At 62.4% G+C, this 21,822-nt stretch carries 17 protein-coding genes and 1 tRNA gene; 8 read left to right on the forward strand and 10 right to left on the reverse strand.

The genetic code is table 11. The annotated features are described in order from the left end of the window. Positions 1 to 188: 188 nt before the first annotated feature. A complete protein-coding gene (locus HX839_RS23235) occupies positions 189 to 1,085 on the reverse strand; it encodes a LysR family transcriptional regulator (protein WP_177067727.1) in 897 nt (298 codons plus the stop codon). Positions 1,086 to 1,202: 117 nt separating this feature from the next. On the opposite strand from HX839_RS23235, the gene HX839_RS23240 reads away from it, so the two are divergent. From HX839_RS23240 to HX839_RS23250, 3 genes are all read left to right on the forward strand, one after another. After that, on the forward strand, positions 1,203 to 1,868 hold the full coding sequence (locus HX839_RS23240) for an RraA family protein (protein ID WP_134326042.1): 666 nt from the start codon (positions 1,203 to 1,205) through the stop codon (positions 1,866 to 1,868). An 11-nt stretch (positions 1,869 to 1,879) separates the two neighbouring features. Beyond that, positions 1,880 to 3,088 (forward strand): pyridoxal phosphate-dependent aminotransferase, encoded by a 1,209-nt coding sequence (locus tag HX839_RS23245; RefSeq protein WP_177067728.1) that lies wholly within the window; start codon positions 1,880 to 1,882, stop codon positions 3,086 to 3,088. Between the two features lie 91 nt (positions 3,089 to 3,179). Further along, positions 3,180 to 4,475, forward strand: coding sequence for a cation:dicarboxylate symporter family transporter (locus tag HX839_RS23250; protein ID WP_177067729.1), 1,296 nt, complete (start codon positions 3,180 to 3,182; stop codon positions 4,473 to 4,475). Between the two features lie 101 nt (positions 4,476 to 4,576). Here HX839_RS23250 and yghU read toward each other — a convergent pair whose 3' ends face one another. The 4 genes from yghU to HX839_RS23270 form a co-directional block, all read right to left on the reverse strand. Further along, entirely contained in the window at positions 4,577 to 5,410 is an 834-nt protein-coding gene (yghU, locus tag HX839_RS23255) for a glutathione-dependent disulfide-bond oxidoreductase (protein ID WP_003207895.1), read from the reverse strand. Between the two features lie 133 nt (positions 5,411 to 5,543). Continuing rightward, positions 5,544 to 6,971: an efflux transporter outer membrane subunit gene (locus HX839_RS23260; RefSeq protein WP_177067730.1), complete on the reverse strand. Its 1,428-nt coding sequence runs from the start codon at positions 6,969 to 6,971 to the stop codon at positions 5,544 to 5,546. Then, a complete protein-coding gene (locus HX839_RS23265) occupies positions 6,964 to 8,145 on the reverse strand; it encodes an efflux RND transporter periplasmic adaptor subunit (protein WP_003207891.1) in 1,182 nt (393 codons plus the stop codon). Before HX839_RS23265 ends, HX839_RS23260 begins: the two co-directional genes overlap by 8 nt. A gap of 1 nt (position 8,146) precedes the next feature. After that, positions 8,147 to 11,335 (reverse strand): efflux RND transporter permease subunit, encoded by a 3,189-nt coding sequence (locus HX839_RS23270; RefSeq protein ID WP_003207890.1) that lies wholly within the window; start codon positions 11,333 to 11,335, stop codon positions 8,147 to 8,149. 309 nt (positions 11,336 to 11,644) lie between these two features. On the opposite strand from HX839_RS23270, the gene HX839_RS23275 reads away from it, so the two are divergent. Further along, positions 11,645 to 12,031 (forward strand): MarR family winged helix-turn-helix transcriptional regulator, encoded by a 387-nt coding sequence (locus tag HX839_RS23275; protein WP_003207888.1) that lies wholly within the window; start codon positions 11,645 to 11,647, stop codon positions 12,029 to 12,031. Positions 12,032 to 12,392: 361 nt separating this feature from the next. Next, positions 12,393 to 12,908, forward strand: a complete 516-nt coding sequence (gene mug, locus HX839_RS23280) for a G/U mismatch-specific DNA glycosylase (protein WP_177067731.1) — start codon at positions 12,393 to 12,395, stop codon at positions 12,906 to 12,908. Here the strand turns inward: mug and HX839_RS23285 are convergent. Beyond that, positions 12,895 to 14,940, reverse strand: coding sequence for a prolyl oligopeptidase family protein (locus HX839_RS23285; protein WP_177067732.1), 2,046 nt, complete (start codon positions 14,938 to 14,940; stop codon positions 12,895 to 12,897). The two genes, mug and HX839_RS23285, sit on opposite strands and share 14 nt — an antisense overlap. Positions 14,941 to 15,092: 152 nt before the next feature. Here HX839_RS23285 and HX839_RS23290 point away from each other — a divergent pair, with 152 nt between their 5' ends. Then, positions 15,093 to 15,356 carry an Ada metal-binding domain-containing protein gene (locus tag HX839_RS23290; protein WP_102368470.1) on the forward strand — a complete coding sequence of 88 codons (264 nt, stop codon included), beginning with the start codon at positions 15,093 to 15,095 and terminating at the stop codon, positions 15,354 to 15,356. 65 nt (positions 15,357 to 15,421) lie between these two features. On the opposite strand, the gene HX839_RS23295 is transcribed toward HX839_RS23290, so the two are convergent. Then, positions 15,422 to 15,497, reverse strand: a tRNA-Asn gene (locus HX839_RS23295). Positions 15,498 to 15,673: 176 nt separating this feature from the next. Between HX839_RS23295 and HX839_RS23300 the strand changes: the two genes are divergently transcribed. Further along, a complete protein-coding gene (locus HX839_RS23300) occupies positions 15,674 to 17,056 on the forward strand; it encodes a glycerophosphodiester phosphodiesterase family protein (protein ID WP_177067733.1) in 1,383 nt (460 codons plus the stop codon). 42 nt (positions 17,057 to 17,098) lie between these two features. On the opposite strand, the gene HX839_RS23305 is transcribed toward HX839_RS23300, so the two are convergent. The 3 genes from HX839_RS23305 to HX839_RS23315 are packed head-to-tail and all read right to left on the reverse strand — an operon-like array spanning position 17,099 to position 20,675. Beyond that, positions 17,099 to 18,331: a CaiB/BaiF CoA-transferase family protein gene (locus HX839_RS23305; protein ID WP_003216714.1), complete on the reverse strand. Its 1,233-nt coding sequence runs from the start codon at positions 18,329 to 18,331 to the stop codon at positions 17,099 to 17,101. A 26-nt stretch (positions 18,332 to 18,357) separates the two neighbouring features. Beyond that, the gene (locus tag HX839_RS23310; protein ID WP_177067734.1) at positions 18,358 to 19,887 is read right to left on the reverse strand and encodes a 3-hydroxyacyl-CoA dehydrogenase; all 1,530 of its coding nucleotides are present in this window, start codon (positions 19,885 to 19,887) and stop codon (positions 18,358 to 18,360) included. A gap of 2 nt (positions 19,888 to 19,889) precedes the next feature. Continuing rightward, complete coding sequence (locus tag HX839_RS23315; RefSeq protein WP_087692953.1) at positions 19,890 to 20,675, reverse strand: enoyl-CoA hydratase; 786 nt, start codon at positions 20,673 to 20,675, stop codon at positions 19,890 to 19,892. Positions 20,676 to 20,938: 263 nt separating this feature from the next. Between HX839_RS23315 and HX839_RS23320 the strand changes: the two genes are divergently transcribed. Further along, positions 20,939 to 21,796, forward strand: coding sequence for an IclR family transcriptional regulator (locus HX839_RS23320; RefSeq protein ID WP_008433245.1), 858 nt, complete (start codon positions 20,939 to 20,941; stop codon positions 21,794 to 21,796). The last annotated feature ends 26 nt before the right edge of the window (positions 21,797 to 21,822 follow it).

Consider the following 21,822-nt stretch of genomic DNA (forward strand, 5'->3'; position numbering starts at 1 on the left):
AGCCGCGCCGGGCCATGGATGGCCCGTCGCGGCGGCCCGCGGAGCAATGCCGGAGTGAGGGAACACCGAGCCTAGGCGAGGTGCCGACAGGCGGGGCAGAGCGTTTTGGTTACTTTTGCGCTTTTCAAAAGTGACCCGCTGTAAGAGCGGAACCCTAAGTAGCCGTTACCTAAATAACGGATATACACTCAAAACAACAACCGCGAAAAATCACAACACTGCACCGCCAACTGCGCCACATTCTGGTTCAAGCCAAACTGCCGATCTCCGCGATGCAACGCAACATACCCAACCTTGGGCAGCGCCGGTTCCGTCTCCAATGCGCGTAATTCTCCGCGCTCGATCAAATGCGACAAACACCCCTTGGGCAAATAACTCACCCCCACCCCCGACAGCGCCAGCCCGACCTGCACCAACAGGTTATGACTGGTCAACTTGCGCGGCATCTGCACAGCATGCGCTGCCAACCAGCGCTCATAAATCAGCCCCGTCCCCGAGTGCGACCCCTGGGTCAACACCGTATACCCGGCCAATGCCTCAAGCCCCACCGGATCAGCCTCGCTGACCAACCCCGGTGCGCACATCCAGGCGTTTTCCACACTGCCCAGCGGCGTACTCAGGAAGCGCGAATCACTGTAGGCATCAGGCACGATCACCAGGTCCAGCTCATCACTCTCCAGCTTGCGAAACAGCTCACTGCTCAACTCCACCGACGGCTCGATCTGCACCTTGGGATAGGCCTCGCGCAACGCCTCCACCAGCGCCGGCAACCAGGTGAAAGCCGTCAATTCCGTCACCCCCAGGCGAAACCTGCGCACCAGCACTTCACGGGTGCTGACCCGCTCCAGCATGTAGTCACGACGCTCCAGCAGGTCCTTGGCGTAGTCGAGCAACTCGGCGCCCTTTTCCGTCAACCGCGCATTGCGTTTGCTGCGGTCGAAAATCTCCACATCGAAGGTTTCTTCCAACTCCTGAATGCGCTTGGAAATCGCCGACTGCGACATGTTCAGCTTGTTCGCCGCCGCCTCGAAACTGCCCAGCTCGGCAATCCAGTACAACGCGTCGATTTGCTTGAACGTGATCATCGGCTATCTCCCATGAGAAAAAGCGATCCTATCAGATAATAAAATATCGCTAAAACTGTATGTTCATCACTCCTAAGATCTAGCCACAGACCCATAAGATCAATCGGAGTTACAGCCATGTCCTTGCCCGGTTCCCGCATCCTCCCCAACCCGCCGCTGGCTTCTGCCGAAGTGCTCGAAGCCTTCACTCACGTGGTCACCCCGCACATCAGCGACAACCTCGGCCGGCACATCGGCGCCCGTGGGCTGAACCGCTACAACCGCACCGGCAAGCTGGTGGGCACCGCGCTCACGGTAAAAACCCGCCCCGGCGACAACCTGCTGATCTACAAGGCCTTGAGCATGCTGGAGCCCGGCCACGTGCTGGTGGTGGATGCCCAGGGCGACACCAACAACGCGGTGATCGGCGAACTGGTCAAGCTCTACGCCCAGCAACGCGGCTGCGTGGGGTTTGTGATTGACGGGGCGATCCGGGATGTCGCGAGCTTCGAGGACACCCCTTGCTACGCCCGCAGCGTGGTGCATTGCGGCCCCTACAAGACCGGCCCGGGCGAGGTGAATGTGCCGGTGTCCATCGGCGGCATGCTGATCAACCCGGGGGATGTGCTGGTGGGTGACGAAGACGGCCTGGTCGCCTTCTCCCAGGCCGACGCCGCCGAAGTGCTGCGCAAGGCCGCGCAACACGCGGCCCATGAAGAGCAAGTCAAAGCCGAAATCGCCAGCGGTGCGGTGCGCCAGAGCTGGATCGACAAGGTGTTGCAACAGGCCGGCCTGGCAGGCTGAGGGGAGTCATCATGAGCACTGCCTTTTTGTCCGACCGGGTGCTGGGCATCGCGCCCTCCCCGAGCATCGCCGCCAATGCACTGGTCAGCGAACTGCGCGCCCAGGGCCGGGACATCGTCAACTTCACCGTGGGCGAGCCGGACTTCGATACACCCGCGCATATCCTCGAAGCAGCCAGCGCCGCGATGCACGGTGGCGACACCCACTACACCGCCACCAGCGGCACCCTCGCCCTGCGCCAGGCGATCTGCCTCAAGCTCAAGCGCGATAACCAGCTGGACTATGGGCTGGACGAAGTGATCGCCGGGTGCGGTGGCAAGCACATCATCTATCACGCCCTGGCGGCGACCCTGAATCGCGGCGACGAAGTCATCGTGCACACGCCGTATTGGGTGTCGTACCCGGACATCGCACGGCTGAATGACGCGACGCCGGTGATCATTCCCGGCGACGAGTCACTGGGGTTCAAGCTGTCGCCTCAGGCCCTGGAACAAGCGATCACCCCGCGCAGCAAATGGGTGATCCTCAACAGCCCGAACAACCCCAGCGGCGCGGTGTACAACGAGGCCGAACTGCTGGCCCTGGCCGCGGTGCTGCGGCGTCATCCCCATGTGCTGATCATGGCGGACGAGATCTACGAGCACTTCGTCTACGACGATGCCCGCCACGTTTCCCTGACCCGACTCGCACCGGACCTGAAGCCGCGCACGCTGATCGTCAACGGCGCCTCCAAGGGCTACGCCATGACCGGCTGGCGCCTGGGCTTCGGTGCCGGTCCGACCTGGTTGATCGCGGCCATTGCCAAGCTGCTCTCGCAAACCACCACCTGCCCCAGCTCTCTCAGCCAGGCTGCCGCAGTGGCCGCCTTCGCCGGCGACCAGGTGCCCATCGCCGGGATGCGCGAGGTGTACCAGCAACGTCGCGAACGCATGTTGGGCCTGCTCGAAGACATTCCCGGCGTGAGCTTCACGCCACCGGATGGCGCGTTCTACGTGTTCGCCAACGTCGCCGGGCTGATGGGCAAGACCACCGCCCAGGGCGAGCGGATCGACAGTGACACCCAACTGGCCGAGCACCTGCTGCGGGAACACGGCCTGGCCACCGTAAGCGGCGCGGCGTACGGCATGTCGCCGTATATCCGCCTGTCTTTCGCCAGCTCGCTTGACGTGATTGAAGAAGGTTGCCGTCGCCTGAATGAAGCGTGCCATCGATTGCGCTGACGGATTCCCGCCCCACCCGGCGGCCAGGGATGGCCGCTCATTGACTGCCTAGAACAACACTCATAATCATTGATATAAATGAGGCATTCCCATGCACAAGCCCCGCATTGCGCTGGTCTGGCAAATCCTGATTGGCCTGCTCGCCGGCATCGCCATCGGCGCCCTGCTGCACCGTTTTCCCGAATCCCGGCCGTGGCTGGTGGACAACCTGCTGCAGCCGGCGGGCGATATCTTTATCAAGCTGATGAAGATGATCGTCGTGCCCATCGTGTTTGCCTGCATGGTGGTGGGCATTGCCGGGCACGGTGACGGTAAATCCCTGGGACGCATCGGGGCCAAGTCCCTGGGCTATTTCTTCTGCATCACCACCCTGGCGATCATCGTCGGGCTGGTGATGGGCAACCTGCTCAAGCCGGGCGCCGGCACCGAACTGGCCAGCCTGCAAGCGAGTGCCGTGACCTTGCCCACCAGCAGCGCCGGCGGCGGCCACAGCCTGGGGCAGATCATTGTCGGGATCATTCCGGACAACGTCATCAACGCCATGGCCCAGGGCAGCCTGCTGTCGGTGCTGTTCTTCGCGGTGATGTTTGGCCTCGGGGTTTCGCGCTTGCCGGCCGAGCGCAAGGACCCGGTGATTGCCCTGCTGCGCGGGGTGTCGGAGGCGATGTTCAAGGTCACGTCGATGATCATGGCCTACTCGCCCATCGGCGTGTTCGGGATGATCGCAGTGACCGTGGCCAACTTCGGGTTCAGCTCGCTGTTGCCGTTGGCCAAGCTGATCCTGGTCAGCTACGTGTCGATTGCATTCTTCGTGCTGGTGGTGCTCAACCTGGTCGCGCGGCTGTGGGGGATCAACCTGTTTGCGTTGATGCGACATATCAAGGATGAACTGATCCTGGCGTTCTCCACCGCCAGTTCGGCGGCGGTGATGCCGCAACTGATGAAGAAGCTCGAAACCTACGGCGTGCCGCCTTCACTGGTGAGCTTTGTGGTGCCGGTGGGGTATTCGTTCAACCTGGACGGTGCGTCGCTGTTCCTGGGGATCGGCACGCTGTTTGTGGCGCAGTTGTATGGTATTGACCTGAGCCTGGGCGACCAGGCCCTGCTGGTGGTGACCATGGTGCTGACATCCAAGGGCGCGGCCGGGGTGCCGGGGTTCATGTTCGTGATTCTGTCGGCGACCCTGGCGAGTGCGGGCTTGCCGTTGGAGGGCATCGCCTTCATCGCCGGGGTGTATCGCCTGATGGAAATGCCGACCACCGCGTTGAACGTGCTGGGCAATGCCCTGGCACCGCTGGTGATTGCCAAGTGGGAACGCCGTGAAGGCACCGCTGAAACCTGTGGCGAGGGAGCTTGCTCCCGCTGGGCCGCGAAGCGGCCCCAATAAGCAGCCCGCATTCTTTCAGGTAGAAAGTGGGCGCAGGTTTTGGGGCTGCTGCGCAGCCCAGCGGGAGCAAGCTCCCTCGCCACAAGGGTGGGTGTGTTGGGTCAGTCGAGGTCCGACGCGTCATGCCGCTCGCGCAGTTGCTCTGACGGCTCGCCCGACACACGGTTGACCCGGCGCCCACGCTGCACCGCCGGCCGCGCTTCGATGGCATTGGCCCAGCGCACGACGTGCTTGTAATCCTGCACCGAGAGAAACTCCCCCGCCTCATACAAGCGGCCTTTCACCAGGCCGCCGTACCACGGCCAGATCGCCATGTCGGCGATGGTGTACTCATCCCCGGCAATGTATTCGTGCTCGGCCAATTGCTTGTCCAGTACGTCCAGTTGGCGCTTGGTTTCCATGGCGAAGCGGTCGATGGCGTATTCGATCTTGGTCGGCGCGTAGGCATAGAAATGCCCGAAACCACCGCCCAGGTACGGCGCGCTGCCCATCTGCCAGAACAACCACGACAGGCATTCGGCACGGGCCGCCGGTTCGGTGGGCAGGAACGCGCCGAACTTCTCGGCCAGGTACTGCAGGATCGCACCCGACTCGAACACCCGAATCGGCTTGGGCCCGCTGCGGTCCAGCAGCGCGGGAATCTTCGAGTTCGGATTGACCCCGACGAAGCCACTGCCGAACTGGTCGCCGTCACCGATCCTGATCAACCACGCATCGTATTCCGCCCCCTTGTGACCCAGGGCCAACAGCTCTTCCAGCAGGATCGTGACCTTCTGGCCATTGGGCGTTGCCAACGAATACAGCTGCAACGGATGACGGCCTACCGGCAATTCCTTGTCGTGGGTCGCGCCGGCAATGGGCCGGTTGATGCTGGCGAAGGTGCCGCCGTTTTGGGTCTTCCAGGTCCAGACTTTTGGCGGTACGTAATCAGTCATGCCACTACTCCTTGGATTCAATGTTCACAACAACTAACGGCAGGAGCGAGCTTGCTCGCGAAAAACTCGAGGGCGCCGTGTTCTTTCAGGATGCCCGCGGTGTGGTCGACGACCTTCGCGAGCACGCTCGCTCCTACAGGTTCTTTTGGGCCAGTTGGGCCATATTCCAACCGCCACCCAGTGCCTTGATCAGCCCTACGTTGGCGCTTAACTGTTGAGTCTGCAGATCCAGCACCGTGCGCTGTGCCTGCAACGACGCTACCTGCGCCGTCACCACGTCCAGGTACGCCGCGCCACCCTGGCGATAGCGTGCCAGGGACAAGTCCTCGGCGTACTGCGCGGCTGCCGCCGCATCGCGCTGGTCAACCAGGGCGGTGTCGAGCCCGGAGATGATCGAGAGGTTGTTCTCCACCTGCTCGAACGCGGTCAACACTACACCACGATACTTGGCCGCGGCTTCATCGGTTGCCGCCTTGGCACTGTCCACCCCGGCCTGGCGCGCGCCGCCGTCAAAAATCGTCCCCACCAGCGACGGGCCAATTGCCCAGAAAATGTTGGGCGCGCTCAACAAGTGCGCGAACTCATCACTCTGGAAACCACCCTGGGCACTCAGGGTAAGGGCCGGGAACCAGGCGGCTTTCGCCACCCCTATGCGTGCATTGGCCGAGGCAATCCGGCGCTCGGCAGCGGCGATGTCCGGCCGACGCTGCAACAGCGTAGACGGTACACCGGTGGGCACGCCGGGCAAGGCGATATCCGCGACGCTTGGGGCAATCGTGTAGGTCGATGCGGACTCACCCAGCATCGCCGCTATCGAGTGTTCGAGCACTGCACGCTGCACCAAATTCTGGCTCAACTGCGACTTGACCGTCGACAGTTGGGTACGCGCCCGCGCCACGTCCAGCCCGGAGACGATACCGCCGCCGTGCAAGCCTTCGGTCAGGCTCAAAGCCTTGGCATAGGCATCGCTGGTTTCCTGCAGCAACTGGTCTTGCCGGTCGATGCCACGCAGGCGGATGTAGCTGTCGGCCAATTGCGCCTGCAAACTCAGACGCACTGAGGCCAGGTCGGCCTTGGCGGCCTGGGCGTCGCTGGTGCCGGCGGCAACGGTGTCGCGCACACGGCCCCAGAGGTCGACTTCATAGTCCAGTTCGACCCCCACTGTCCCGGAATCGTAAACATTCGGCGGGCTGGCCGAGCGCAGTGGCCGGGTGTCCGACTGGCGAATGCGCTGGGCATTGCTGGAACCGATCAGCTTTGGAAACAGCCCGGATTGCGCCTGGGCCAAAAACGCCTGGGCCTGGGAATAGTGAGCCAGTGCCGCGCTCAAGTCCGGGTTGCTTTGCAGCAACTGCTGCTCCATCGCGTCCAGTTGCGAGTCCTTGTAGATGTGCCACCAACCGTCGCGACTTGCTTGGTCGTTCGGCGTGCCGACGGTCCACGGTCCCTGGGTATGGAACTGCGCGGCAATGGGTACCTCCGGCACGTCCAGCGGCGGCGCAAGATGGCAGGCGCCCAGGCCCAGGGTCGCGACCAATACCAGGCAAGTGCGCTTAGCCATGGGGTTTGGCCTCCACGGGATTGGCGGCCAGTTGCACCGAATCGTCGTCGGCCAGGCCGTCGGGCGGGGTGTCGATCACGCGGTCGGTGGCGACCAGGCCGCTGCCGATTTCCACGCTGTCACCGAAGTCCCGGGCGATGGTCACGGTCTTGAAGTGCACATGATTATTCGCGTCGAGGGTGGCCACGCGCATGCCCTTGTCATCGAACACCAGGGCGCTGGCAGGCAGGCGCAGCACGTCGGTCTGCACCGGCAAGGTGAACTGCACGCTGGTGTAGCCGCCCGGCAACAGGCGGCTGCCGGGGTTCTCCACCAACAGTTGCACCAGGGTGCTGCCGGACGCGGCGTTCACCGCATCGGCGGTGGCGATCACCTTGGCGTTGAAGGTTTCACCGCGATACTCCGGCACGCTCAGACGCGCCACGGTGCCCACCTGAATCTGCGGCGCCGACGACTGCGGCACCTGCACATACACCCGCAGGCGGCTGACGTCGGAGACCGCGAACAGCTCTTTGCCGGTGGCACCACCGGCACTGATCAGCGCACCCACATCGGTGGAGCGTGCAGTGACCACGCCGGCGAACGGCGCAGTCAAGCGCTGGAAGCCCTTGGTGGCAACCAACTGGTCGACGTTGGCCCTGGCCGCGACCACTTTGGCCTGCTTGGCAGTCAGGTCGCCGGTGCGCTCATCCACGTCCTGGCGCGACACCGAGTCCGACGAAAGCATTGCCTGCCAGCGCTTGGCGGTGGTCTGTGCCAGCGACTCGTCGGCCTGGGCCGAAGCCAGCACGGCCTTGGCTTGCAGCAGTTGCTGATCGAGCTCCGGCGTGTCGATTTCGGCCAGCAGTTGCCCGGCCTTCACGTGGTCGCCAATGTCGACGTTCCAGGTCTTGAGGTAGCCATTGACCCGGGCAAAGATCGACGCCCGGGAGTACGCCTCAAGACGCCCCGGCAGGTTCAGGATCGGACCCTGGGGCTGCACGCTCGGGGTGATCAGGATCACGCTGGGCAACGCCTGGGCATCGGTCCAGGTTTTCAGGTCATGGGATTCGCTGGCGCGCACGCCGATGCCGAATACCACCACGGCAACCAGGACCACCAGCCCCAGCACCAGCCAGAGCAGACCACGGGATTTACGGCGGGGCGAACCCGGATTGGAAACGGAAGCAGACATGTCAAACCCCTTGAGTGGCGGTGGTCGCAAGCGTGGCGTGCTGACGCCGCCCGTGCACAAGACTGAAAATCAGCGGAACCAGGAACAACGTGGCAATGGTGGCGAAGGCCAGCCCGCCGATGACCGCGCGGCCCAGCGGGGCGTTCTGTTCGCCGCCCTCCCCCAGGCTCAGCGCCATCGGCGCCATGCCGATGATCATCGAAATCGCGGTCATCAATACCGGGCGCAGACGGGTAAAGCCGGCTTCAAGCGCCGCCTGCACCGCATCCCCGTGCACGGCCAGGCGTTCGCGGCAGAAGCTCACCACGAGGATGGCGTTGGCGGTGGCCACGCCCATGCACATGATCGCCCCGGTCAGCGCCGGTACCGACAGCGGCGTGTGGGTGATGAACAGCATCCACACGATGCCCGCGAGCGCCGCCGGCAAGGCGGTGATGATCACGAACGGGTCAGCCCAGGACTGGAAGTTGACCACGATCAGCAGGTAGATCAGCACCACCGCGCCAAGCAGGCCAAACAGCAAGCCACTGAAGGCCGCGTTCATGGTTTGCACCTGACCCTGCAACAGCACCTTGGAGCCGGTGGGCACTTCGCTGGCGTGGGCGGCGATGATCTTCTGGATGTCGGCGGCAACGGCACCGAGGTCGCGGCCCTGGATTGCGGTCAACACCTCGACCACCGGCTGGATGTCCGACTGGGTCACCACCGAGTTCGCGTGGCTGCGTTCGATGGACGCCAGGCCGCCGAGGGTCTGGTCTTGCGCCGAACCGGGGCTGCCGCTCAACGGCAGGTTATGCAGGGCGGCCAGGGTGTCGAGGCCGTACTGCGGGGTTTGCATCACAATCGGATAAGACACGCCGTTGGCCGGGTTGAGCCAGAACGTCGGCGCCACCTGGCTGGAACCCGCCAGGTTGACCACCAGGCTGTTGGTCACGTCGCGCTCGTTCAGGCCCACCAGTTGGGCCTGGGTACGGTCCACATCGATCTTGAACGTGGGCAGTTGCCGCGACTGCTGGATACGCGCATCCACCACACCCGGCACCCGCCGGATTTCCCGCAGCAACGTGCTGGCGTAGGTGAAGTTGGCGGGCAGGTTATTGCCGCTGACTTGCACATCCACCGGCGCCGAAGAACCGAAGTTGAGAATCTGCCCGACGATGTCCGAAGCCGGGAACGAGAACACCGCATTCGGGAATTCACGGGGCAGCCGCTCCCGCAGTTCGCGCATGTATTCGGCGGTGGGACGATGGCCTTCTTTCAGGCTGATCTGGATGTCGCTGTCCTGTGAACCCACGGTGCCGGTGTTGTTGTAAGCCACGTTGATCCCGCTGATGGCCAGGCCGATATTGTCGACGATGGCCGCCAGTTCCCGGGGCTCGATCACGTTATGAATGGTGTTCTCGATCTGCGAGACCAGCCGCGCATTGCTCTCGACCCGCGTGCCGATCGGTGCACGCACATGCAACAGGATCTGCCCGGAGTCGACGTCGGGGAAGAAGTTGCGACCCAGGAATGGCACCAGCGCAAACGACACGGCGACGAACGCCAGCATCGCGATCACCGCGATACGGCGGTGGTGCAAGGCACTCTCCAGTGCCCCGTGGTAAACCCCGCGAAACGCCTCGAACTGGCGCTCGAACCCGCGCTGGAATTTCACCAGCGGGTTGCTCGACGGCACCACCACCGGCGTACCGTCCGCATGATGTTCGTGAGGCTTGAGCAGGTAATTGGCGAGGGTCGGCACCAGGGTTCGCGAGAGGATGAACGAGGCGATCATCGCGAAGATCACCGCTTCGGCCATCGGCACAAACAGGAAGCGCGCCACGCCTTCCAGGAAAAACATCGGCACAAACACGATGCAGATACACAGCAGCGACACGAACGCCGGCGTGACGATCTGCGCCGCGCCGTCGAGGATCGCCGTCTCCACCGGCTTGCCCTGCTCCAGGTGCCAGTTGATGTTTTCGATGGTCACCGTAGCGTCATCCACCAGGATCCCCACGGCCAATGCCAGGCCGCCGAGGGTCATGATGTTGAGGGTTTCGCCGAGCGCCGACAGCGTGGCAATCGACGACAGGATCGCCAGCGGGATCGACGTGGCAATGATCACCGTGGAGCGCCAACTGCCGAGGAACAACAGGATCATCAGGCTGGTCAACGCGGCGGCAATGATCCCTTCCCGGGCGACGCCGCTGATGGCCGAGCGCACGAACAGCGACTGGTCGCCGATCAGGTCGATATTCAGGTTGGGCGGCAAGGCGCCTTTGTTGTCGGCCAGTTTGTCCTTGATCCCGGCGATCACCCCGAGGGTCGAGGCCGAACCGGTCTTGAGCACCGGCAGCAGCACGGAGCGGTTGCCGTTGACGTGCACGATGTTGGTCTGCGGCGGGTTGCCGTCACGCACCGTGGCCACGTCACGAATCAACACGGTGGTGCCGTCGGCGGTCTTGATCGGCAGGTTTTCCAGGTCGTGGAAGTCCGTCGGCGAGTTGTTCAGTTGCAGGTTGAACTCGTAGCTGCCGATCTTTTGCGTGCCCACCGGGGTGATCAGGTTCTGCGTGGCCAGGGCAGTGGCCACGTCCTGCGCCGAGAGACCACGGGCCTGCATGCGTGCGGAGTCGAGGTCGATCTGCACCTGGCGGGTCTTGCCGCCGAACGGGTATGGCAGTGCGGCACCGGGCACCGTGGTCAGCATCAGGCGCACGGTGTTGAGGCCCAGGTCACCGAGTTTCTGTTCGCTGAGGCCTTTGCCGGACAACGCCAACTGCACGATCGGCACTGTCGAGGCGCTGTAGTTGAGGATCAGCGGCGGCGTGGTGCCCGGCGGCAGTTGACGCAGGATGGCCTGGGACACCGAAGTCATCTGCGCGTTGGCCGTACTGATATTGACTCCCGGCTGGAAGAACACCTTGACGATGCCGTAGCCGTTCAGCGATTGCGCCTCGATATGGCGGATGTCGTTGACCGTGGTGGTCAGCACCCGCTCGAACGGCGAGGTAATGCGGCCGGCCATCTGGTCGGGCGGCAAGCCGGTGTACTGCCAGATCACGGCAATCACGGGGATGCGAATTTCGGGGAAGATGTCGGTCGGTGTACGCCAGGCCGCGAGCGGGCCCACAATCAGAATGAAAATAGCCAATACCAGGAAGGTATAGGGGCGCCGCAATGCGATGCGCACGAGGTTGAGCATAGATGTGATCCAGACAGGAAGTTGATGACTGAAGGAGGTACCGAACAGCGCTTCCCTCCTGCCCCGCCCGTCTGTGTTCCGGGCCAACTGCACTGACATCCGGTCAAAATAGAGGCATATGCCACGATATAGCGTTTAGTGGCATACGCAACTAATTTGTTGCAGCATGTGTCAATATTCATCTTGCCGGATTAACGTTCGGTTAACCCTTGATCTGTAGCGAGTGATCAGCCTGTGAAATGCGCACCGCCTGTCCTGAATAGCCCGAGCACCTGTTCCAACGGAGCCGTGCGGCGCGCGTCCCGTCGTATGGCGCAGATCTATGACGAGGCGTTTGCGCCGTTTGGTTTGAAGGCCACCCAGTATTCGCTGATGAACCACATCGCCAATGGGGACGCTCCGAAGATGCGCGACCTGGCGCAGTCGTTGGTGATGGATTTGTCGGCCCTGGGGCATACGCTCAAGCCGCTGGTGCGGGATGGGCTGGTGGTGTTGCGGGTGGATGAGTTGGACCGTCGCAGCCGGCGGGTGCTGTTGACCGACGCGGGGCAGCGTAAATACGAAGAGGCGCGGGTGGTGTCCAGGCAGATGGCGGTGCGGTTTGATGAGGTGTTTGGGGCTGAGGCGGCTTGCGAGTTGCGTAAGGCCATGGACTTTATTGCGTCTGATGAGTTTGCTCGGGCGTTGTTGGGTTAGGGGGCATATCGGTTATTTAGGTAATGGCTGATATTGGTTCCGCTCTTGCCGGCATTACTCCGCGGGCCGCCCAAGATCAAAATCAAGAGCGGGCACAGTCAAATGTGGGAGCGGGCTTGCTCGCGAAGGTCGTCAACGATGACGCTGGCATCCTGATTCAACGCGGCGTTCTCGGTTTTTTCGCGAGCAAGCCCGCTCCCACATAAAGCAGCTCTGCTGTTGACCTGCGGGCCCCGTTAACCATGATGGCCGCTGTAAAGATAGCCTGAACAGGTTCACAGGGTATCCCGACTAACGCGATACGCCAGACCGCCCCTGTGTTTTTCCCAACGTCGTGAAAGACACTTGCCTGAGACTCAGCATGAACGAAACACTCGAAGACATTCTGACCAAAGACCTGGCCGTGATTTTCTGCGGCATAAACCCGGGGCTGAAGGCCGCCACCACCGGGCATCACTTCATGGGCAGGAGCAATCGGTTCTGGCGCACGCTGCACCTGGCCGGGTTTACGCCCCATGAAGTGCAGCCGGAGAACGACCGCACGATTCTGCAATACCAGTGCGGACTGACCACGGTGGTGGAGCGGCCTACGGCCCGGGCGGATCAGTTGTCGGCGGATGAATTCAGGGCGGCGGCGGCTAGTTTTGAACGCAAGATCGCACGCTACGCGCCACGGTATGTGGCGTTTCTGGGAAAGGCCGCCTATAGCGCGTTGAGCGGGCAGAAGCAGATTGCCTGGGGGCTTCAACCGCACACCCTGGGGTGTGCGGCGGTGTGGGTTCTGCCCAATCCCAGCGGCAGAAACCTTGGGTTTACGCTCGACCAATTGGTGCAGGCATACCAGCAATTAAGGCTGGCAACACTCAGTCCCGATTAGAACTCAACTTCTCCCACAAAAAGCTGTAGACCAGCGCACTCATATGCGCAGCCTGCGCATTGTCTGCCGCCCCGCCGTGCCCACCTTCGATATTTTCGTAGTACGTCACGTCCTTGCCGGCCTCGATCATCTTCGCCGCCAGCTTGCGGGCGTGGGCTGGATGCACCCGGTCATCGCGGGTCGAGGTCAGGAAAAACACCGGTGGGTAGGCCTTCGCCGGATCGAACAGGTGGTATGGAGAAAATGTCTGGATGTACGCCCACTCTTCAGGTACGTCCGGGTTGCCGTATTCCCCCATCCACGACGCCCCGGCCAACAGGAGGTGATAGCGCTGCATGTCGAGCAAGGGCACCTGGGAGACGATTGCACCGAACAGTTCCGGGTATTGAGTAAGCATATTGCCGACCAACAGACCACCGTTGCTGCCACCCTCCGCGCCCAGGTGTCGGGGCGAAGTAATCCCGCGGTCGATCAGGTCACGGGCCACTGCGGCAAAATCTTCGTAGGCACGCGGACGGTTCTGCTTGAGTGCGGCCTGGTGCCAGCGCGGGCCGTATTCACCGCCACCGCGAATGTTGGCAACCACGTACACCCCGCCCTTCGAAAGCCAGGCGCGGCCTGCCTTACCGGAGTAATACGGGGTCAGGGAGTATTCAAAGCCGCCGTAACCATAGAGCAAGGTCGGCGCCGTGCCGTTGCGCGGCAGGTCTTTGCCGAGCACCAGGAAATACGGCACACGAGTGCCGTCCCTGGAGACCGCAAAGTGCTGCTCGATCACGTGCTGGCTGGAATCGAAAAAGGCCGGCAGGGTTTTCAGTACCTCGGGCGGATGACCGATCTCGGCCAGCGACAAGGTGGTCGGCGTCAGGTAGTCAGTGGTCACCAGCCAGACGGCATCACTGTCGTCGCTGTCCACTGCGCTGGCACCCACCGTCCCCATGCTCGGCGCCCCGGTGAACGGGCTGTGCTGCCAGCCGTTCGCGCCGGGAGTGAGGACGCTGAGGCGGTTCTTGACGTGATCCAGTACGTTCAGCACCAGGTGATTCAGCGTCCAGAAAAACCCTGCCAGCGAGGTGCTGTCCGTAGGGGTGAACAGCACCTCGAAATCCCGCTGGCCTGCCATGAAGCGATCAAACCGGATCGCCAGCAACGAGCCGGCCACAAACACTTCATCAAGCGTCCAGTCCTCCCGCAGTTCCAGCAGCAGCCAGTCTTTGTACACCGACTTTTCCGCCGAGTTCGGCGCGTCGATTTTGCTTAGTTGGTTGTCGCTGCCCCGCAGGTACAGCTCGTTGTTGTAGAACGCCAGCGTGCGGCTGACGAAGTCACGCTCGTAGCCGGGCGTGTCGTCGTGCATCGCCGCGATGTACATATCATCCAGCGCGCCTTCATAGACAAGACTGGCGGCACTCAGCGGTGTACCGCGCTGCCACTGCTTGACGATGCGCGGGTAACCGGAACGGGTCATCGACCCTTCACCAAAATCGGTATAGACATAGACGTTGTCACGGTCGATCCAGCCCAGGCCGCCCTTGGACTCGGGCAACTGGAAGCCGTCTTCGACCCAGGTCTTGCTGGCCAGATCAAACTCGCGGGTGACATTCGCATCGGCGCCGCCACGGGACAGCGCCAGCAGGCAGCGCTGGTAGTCCGGGCGCAAGAAATCAGCACCGTGCCACACCCAGTTTTCGCCTTCGGCGGCGTTCAGTGCGTCAAGGTCCAGCAACGTTTCCCAGGCAGGTTGAGGCTTGCGGTACTCCGCCAGCGTGGTGCGACGCCACAGGCCCCGCGGGTGGGCGGCGTCCATCCAGAAGTTGTAGTAATAGGCGCCGACCTTATCGACGTAGGGGATGTTGCTGTCCGAGTCCAGTATCTCCAGCACCTCGGCCTGGATTTGCTTGAAGCTGCCGGAGCGGGCGAGCCGGTCTTCGGTCCTGAGGTTCTGGGCGCGTACCCAGTCCAGTGAACGCGTGCCGTCGACGTCTTCAAGCCATTGGTAGGGATCATTGGACGTTTCGGGAAGTTTTGACATGTTCGAATCCTGTCGAAAAGCAGAAATGGATAGCGTGCCCGACTTTGAGCCTTTTTGAGTGATAAAAAAAGCAAGAAACCGGGTGCGCCAGCCGATCTGATCGGCGATACATGGCGGACGTACCGCAGGCTGGTGCGGCAGGAGGACAAGCGATGGCTGACAAAAACATATGGATGCTGATGGGCGCAGACGCAAGCCCCTTCCCAAGCCCCGAGCCGGGAACGCTGGGCGGCCACCGAGGCGGCAAGCGCTATGGAAAGCTCGACTGTCGTGCGGCGCTGGGAGCCATTGCGCGTGGCGGCTACGTGAAAAATCGCGTGTTTTTTCTCGATGAAGCGACGGCTATCGCCGCGGGATTTCGTCCTTGTGCGGTGTGCATGCCAGCCGAATATCGCCTGTTTCGAGGGCACGCCTGAATCGAGTGTCCGGGACAAATTCCAGGCAAAAAAAAGCCTGCATTGCTGCAGGCTTTTTTACTATCTGGCTCCACGACCTGGACTCGAACCAGGGACCCAATGATTAACAGTCATTTGCTCTACCAACTGAGCTATCGCGGAATGCGCCGTATGTTACTGATTGAAAAGGAGAAGTCAAGCATTCAGTGAGATTTTTGCTTCACCCCAGGTGCGCCGCACTGGAAAATCACCACGCCACTTCCTGTCACGACGCTGTCATACGTCAACGCCAACATCCGCAGATACCCCGCCCCTACCCTCTTCTTGAAGGACGACACATGCACACTCGCTCAGGCCCGCCAGCGGTAAAAACCCTGCTTGCCCGTTTTATCGTTATCGGATGCAGCCTGACGGTGAGCGCGTGTGACAGTGTGACCAGGAGCGCGCCTGTCGCGCCTGCTTCGTTCAAAACCCTGGACGGTGCACCGCCGCTGGTTATCGGCCATCGCGGCCTGCCAGGACTGTACCCGGAAGAAACCCGGGCCTCCTACGAGCATGCAGCCGACGCTGGTGCGGATTCGCTGGAGCTGGACCTGCACATGACCAAGGACTGTGTATTGGTGGCCCGGCACAATCCCTGGTTGAGCGACAACACCAACATCAGCGACGTCGCGAAGACCAATCCCGAAGTTGCACGCCGCAAGCGCACGGTGCCGGGTGTACTGGTTAACGTCAGGTATCCGGCCACTGCAGAAAATGGCCCGGCCCAGTACCTGAGTGATCTGACTGACCCCAACGATCCAAAATCCGTGTTGAAGTCCTTGATCGTGGATGGCGAAGACCATACCAACGACTGGTCAATCAGCGATTTCACCCTGGCCGAACTCAAGCAATGGATCGGCGGCACGACGTACGACGCCCGCGACGAGCGCCCGACCGAACTCAACGGCAAGCTGCCGATCCTGAGTTTCCAGGAAGTGATCGACATCGCGAAAGCCAAAAGCGCCGCCACGGGCCGCGTGATTACCACCTACCCGGAAAGCAAGAACCCGATCTGGAACAATGCCCAGGCCATCGCCAACGGCTGCGGCGCGCCGGGCAGTCATCCGTTCGAAGCGGCGTTTCTCAAGACCCTTGAAGACAACAACCTCAATCGCAAAGACGCGCCGGTGTTCGTGCAGAGCTTCGACCCGAACAGCCTGAAATACCTGCGCTCCATCGGCCTGCAAACCAGGGCGGTTCAACTGGTGGATGGGAACGGGGTGAACTTCAAGACCGGCGAGACCATTTTCATCACCGACAAACCCAACACCTTCGTCAGCGGCCGCCCCTACAGCTGGACCGTCGCCGGCGACCCACGCGCCTTTGGTGCGATGCTGACCCCGGCCGGGCTGGCCGAGGTCAAGACCTACGCCGACGGCATCGGGCCATGGAAGCCGCAAGCGATGTCGCTGACTGCCGCTTCAGCGCATAACCCCGGCTTGCCCGAGGTCGATACCTTCAAGCCCACCAGCCTGATCAGCGATGCGCACAAGGCCGGCCTGTTCGTGCATATTTTCACCTTCCGCAACGAAGCCAAATACCTGGCCGGCGCCTACAAGGGCAGCCCGGCGGCGGAATACATGGCCTTTTTCCGCGCCGGTGTTGACGGTGTGTTTACGGATTTCACGCCGACTGCCGTTGCGGCCCGAACTGCCTACCTTAAAGAAGTCGCGCGCTAAAAAGTCGTGCGCAAAGATGGCGGCCTTATGGGCCGCCATCCTTCAGTCAAGTTGCTCAATCACCCCTCCTGCCTTGAGCTGCCCCAACTGCTCTGCCGACAAGCCGAGGCGCTCGCCCAGTACCTCATCGGTATGCTGCCCCAACATCGGCGCCGGTCTTACATACTCTACCGGCGTGCCCGACATCTTGATCGGGCTGCCGACCATCTCGAACTGCGGATTCCTGGGATGCGGGATCTTCACCATCAACCCACGGGCAATCACCTGCGGCTCTTCCAGGGATTGCGCGATGTTGTTGATCGCCCCCACCGGTACTTTCGAGGCGTGAATACTCGCCACCCACTCGTCCGCCGTGCGCCCCAGGAAGTGCGCCGACAACAGTTCGACAATCTCCGCCCGATGCGCAACCCGATCGGCATTGCGCCGAAAGCGCGGGTCTTCCGGCAGGTGCGGCAAACCGATGCTGTGGCACAGCGCTACAAACTGGCTGTCGTTGCCGCAGGCAATAATGAAGTCGCGGTCGGCGGCGCGGAACACCTGGTACGGCACGATGTTGGCGTGGGCGTTGCCGAAACGCTGCGGCACCTTGCCCGAGGCCAGGTAGTTCATGCTCTGGTTGGCCAGGGTTGCCACTTGTACGTCCAGCAGCGCCATGTCGATGTGTTGGCCAACGCCGGTGCGTTCGCGGCTGAGCAGCGCGGCCTGGATCGCGACGGTGGAATACAGGCCGGTCATCAGGTCGGAGAACGCCACGCCGACTTTTTGCGGGCCGCCGCCGGGCAGGTCGTCGCGCTCGCCGGTGATGCTCATCAGGCCGCCGATGCCCTGGATGATGAAGTCGTAGCCGGGTTCTTCGGCGCGCGGGCCGGTCTGGCCGAAGCCGGTGATGGAGCAGTACACCAACCGTGGATTGATCTCGGCCAGGGTCGCGTAATCCAGGCCATAACGTGCCAGGGAACCGGCCTTGTAGTTTTCGATCAGTACGTCGGAGCTGGCCGCCAGGGCCCGCACCAGTTCCTGGCCTTCGCTGGTGGCCAGGTCAATGGCCACGGATAGTTTGCCGCGGTTGGTGGACTGGTAATAAGACGCCTGCCCGGATGACTCGCCGGTGTCGGTCTTCATCCACGGCGGGCCCCAGCCGCGGGTATCGTCGCCACTCTGTGGCCGTTCGATCTTGATCACTTCCGCGCCGAGGTCGGCCAACACCTGGCCACACCAGGGCCCGGCCAATACCCGGCTTAAGTCCAGCACCCGCAAACCTGTCAATGCACCCATTATTCTTGTCCTGTGATGAATCGAAATCAGCCGACTGCCGGCTCTTCATGACGCAGGGAAATCCCCAGCACGGCACGCCGCCGCAGCCAGGGGCTGGGACGATAACGCGGGTCGTGGGTGAGTTCGCTCATGCGTTGCAAAATCGTGAGGATGCGCCGTGGCCCGAGGGCATCGCCCCAGGCGAGCGGGCCTTGTGGATAACCCAGGCCGAGTTGTACGGCCTGGTCAATGTCGTCGACGCTGGCGATGCGTTGCTGGGCAATGTCGCAGGCCAGGTTGACCACCATCGCCAGGGTGCGCTGGGCAACGAAGCCGACGCTGTCGCTGATCACTGTCACACCTACACCGTCACTGGCGAGCAACGCGTGGGCGGCATCGCGGGTGGCGGTGGACGTCAGCGGGTTTTGCATCAGGGTGCGGTGGCGCGACAGGTCGGTCAGCAGGTCGATGCACAGGGTGCGTGCCGGGTCAGTGTGGAAGCGCTCGCTGGCCGAGGTGGCGTCGAGACCGTAGGGCGCCAGCAGGCACAACGCTTCAGGCGAAGGCTGCGCCGCGCTTTCAAGGTGTGCGCCCAACTCGATCACCAGGGCGCTGAGGCGCTCGTAGTCTTCGGCGTTTTCGGTGGCGATCCATACCGGCGGGAATTGCTTGATGGAAGGCACCGGCTGCGGCTGCGGGCCGTCCACCACCTGGCCATTTTCATAGCGGTAGAAGCCCTGCCCGCTCTTGCGCCCGAAGCGTCCGCCCACCAGCATCTGGCGGGTCAGGGGCGATGGTTTGTAGCGCGGGTCCTGATAGAACTGGTTGTAGATCGACTCCATCACCGGGTGGGAAACGTCGAGCCCGGTGAGGTCCAGCAGTTCCAGCGGCCCCATGCGAAAGCCTGCGCCTTCACGCAGGATACGGTCGATGTCGCCGCGCTCGGCAATGCCTTCATCGAGCATCTTCAAGGCTTCGGTGCCGTACGCACGGCCGGCGTGGTTGACGATGAAACCCGGGGTGTCCTTGGCGCGCACGCCGCGATGGCCGGTACGGCCGACGAAGGCCAGCAGGTCATCGCCGACCTTCGGTGCAGTGGCCAGGCCGTCGATTACTTCGACGACGCGCATCAACGGTACCGGGTTGAAAAAGTGCAGCCCGGCGACCCGCTCAGGGTGTCGGCAGCCGGTGGCGATGGCCGTGACCGACAGCGACGAGGTGTTGGTGGCGAGGATGCACGCCGCGCTGACCACACTTTCCAGCTGCTGCAACAGGCCGCGCTTGGCGTCGAGGTTTTCGACAATGGCTTCCACCACCAGGTTGCAATCGCGCAACGCCTCAATGGTGGCGGCAACTTGCAGGTTCGCAAGCGCAGCGTCCACCGCTGCCTGGGTGATCTTGCCCTTGGCGGCCAGCTTCGAGAGCGTGGCGCCGAGGTTATCCCGAGCGGTTTGCGCCGCACCGTCGCGGGCATCGAACAAGCGCACCAACACGCCCGCCTGAGCGGCAATCTGTGCAATCCCGGCGCCCATCACGCCGGTGCCTACCAGGCCCATGATCTTGATTGAATCAGCCATTGTCATTCCCCCAGGTAGTTCGCGGTGCGTTTTTCGAAGAACGCCGCGGCGCCCTCCTTCTGGTCTGCCGAATCGAACAGCAGTTGAAAGGCCTTGCGCTCCAACACCAGCGCGCTTTCCAGCGGCAGGTCGGCGCCGGCCAGCATTACTTCCTTGATCTGTTCCACCGCCAGTGGCGGCAAGGCGGCGATCTGCGCGGCCAGTTCCAGGGCGCGGGGGATGGTCTGGTCGTCGGCCACCACTTCGCTGAGCATGCCCATGGCCAGGGCTTCCGCGGCCTTGACCATGCAGCCGGTCAACGCGATGCGCATGGCCTGGAACTTACCCACGGCGCGCACCAGGCGCTGGGTGCCACCGGCGCCCGGCATCAGGCCCAGCTTGACCTCGGGCTGGGCGAAGCGCGCCGATTCCCCGGCGACGATCAGGTCGCAATGCATGGCCAGCTCACAACCGCCGCCCAGGGCAAACCCGTTCACCGCGGCGATCACCGGCTTGGGGCAGCGGCTGATGGCTTCCCACAGGTATTCAGTGTGGCGGCGATACATCTCGATCGGGCTGGCGCTGGCGAATTCCTTGATGTCGGCACCGGCCACGAAGAACTGGTCGCCGCCGGTGAGCACGATGGCGCGCACATCACGGCGCTTGGCCAGAGCACGAAAGTGCTCGGCCAGCTCTTCGCGAACCTGGGCGTTCAAGGCGTTTTTCACTTCGGGACGGTGGATGCGTACCACGGCGACGCCATTGTCCTGGACGTCGAGGTGCACTACGGGTTGGTCGAGGCTGGCCACAAATTCTCCTGCTGCAATGTTCTTGTTAGTTCGGATATCGCCAGTTTCGCTATGCGAAACAACATTCCGTATTTAGCGATAATCATAAGGACCGAGTCGCCGTGATGTAAACGTAAAAACCTGACCCTTCGATAAATCGGGCTATAACTCGTTGTTTAGACGAGTTTTATTAAACAAAAAGACAACGCCACGCAAAGTTGATTAGTTTCGCTGTGCGGAATACAATTTTGTTTTGTTGATTTTCTAAAAAAAGGGGGACTAACATGCGCCGTCGAAACCTGGACCCGAACACACCCGAAACACCTGCCGGTAACCACGCCTTCGAGCACTTGCTGATCGATCCGATGAATGCCGACGAGGAAGAAGACAAGGACCGCCAGTTCGTCACCGCCCTGGCCCGTGGCCTGGAATTGCTGCGCTGCTTCACCCCCAGCGAAAGCGTGCTGGGTAACCAGGAGCTGGCGCGCAAGACCGGGCTGCCAAAGCCGACGATTACGCGGATGACCCATACGCTGACCCGCTTGGGCTATCTCAAGCACCTGCCGCAGTCAGGCCGGTATCAGCTGGATGTGGGCGTGATGGCGTTCGGTTACGCAATGCTGTCGAACCTGTCGGTGCGGGCCGTGGCCCATCCGCTGATGGAGACGATGGCCAAGTACGCCCAGGCCGCGGTGGCGATGGCCACGCGGGACCGCCTGGACATGGTTTACCTGGACGTGGTCCAGGGTGAAGCCAACATGACCATGCGCCGCCAGGTCGGCACACGGTTGCCGTTGCACTTGAGTTCCGCAGGCCGCGCCTGCCTGGCAGCGATGCCGGAAAACGAGCGGGAATTTATCCTCGACCATATCCGCCAGCGTCATCTGGAGGACTGGCCGGGCATCAGGAAGGGTCTGGAACGTGCCTTCCGGGATTACACCGACTTCGGCTACTGCATGTCGATCGGTGAGTGGCACCGCGATGTAAACGCCATCGCCGTACCGCTGCTGCATGCACAACATGGGCTGCTGACGTTCAACTGTGGCGGACCGAGTTTTCACCTTTCCCGGGAGAAACTCGAGGACGACATCGGGCCCCGTCTCAAGCACATGGTGAACAACATCGAGGCCGCCGCCCGCTAGACAGATCGGTGCAAGGCCTCGGCAGA

This window comes from Pseudomonas sp. I8001, from assembly GCF_013385345.1.
In the GTDB taxonomy this organism is placed as follows: Bacteria; Pseudomonadota; Gammaproteobacteria; order Pseudomonadales; family Pseudomonadaceae; genus Aquipseudomonas.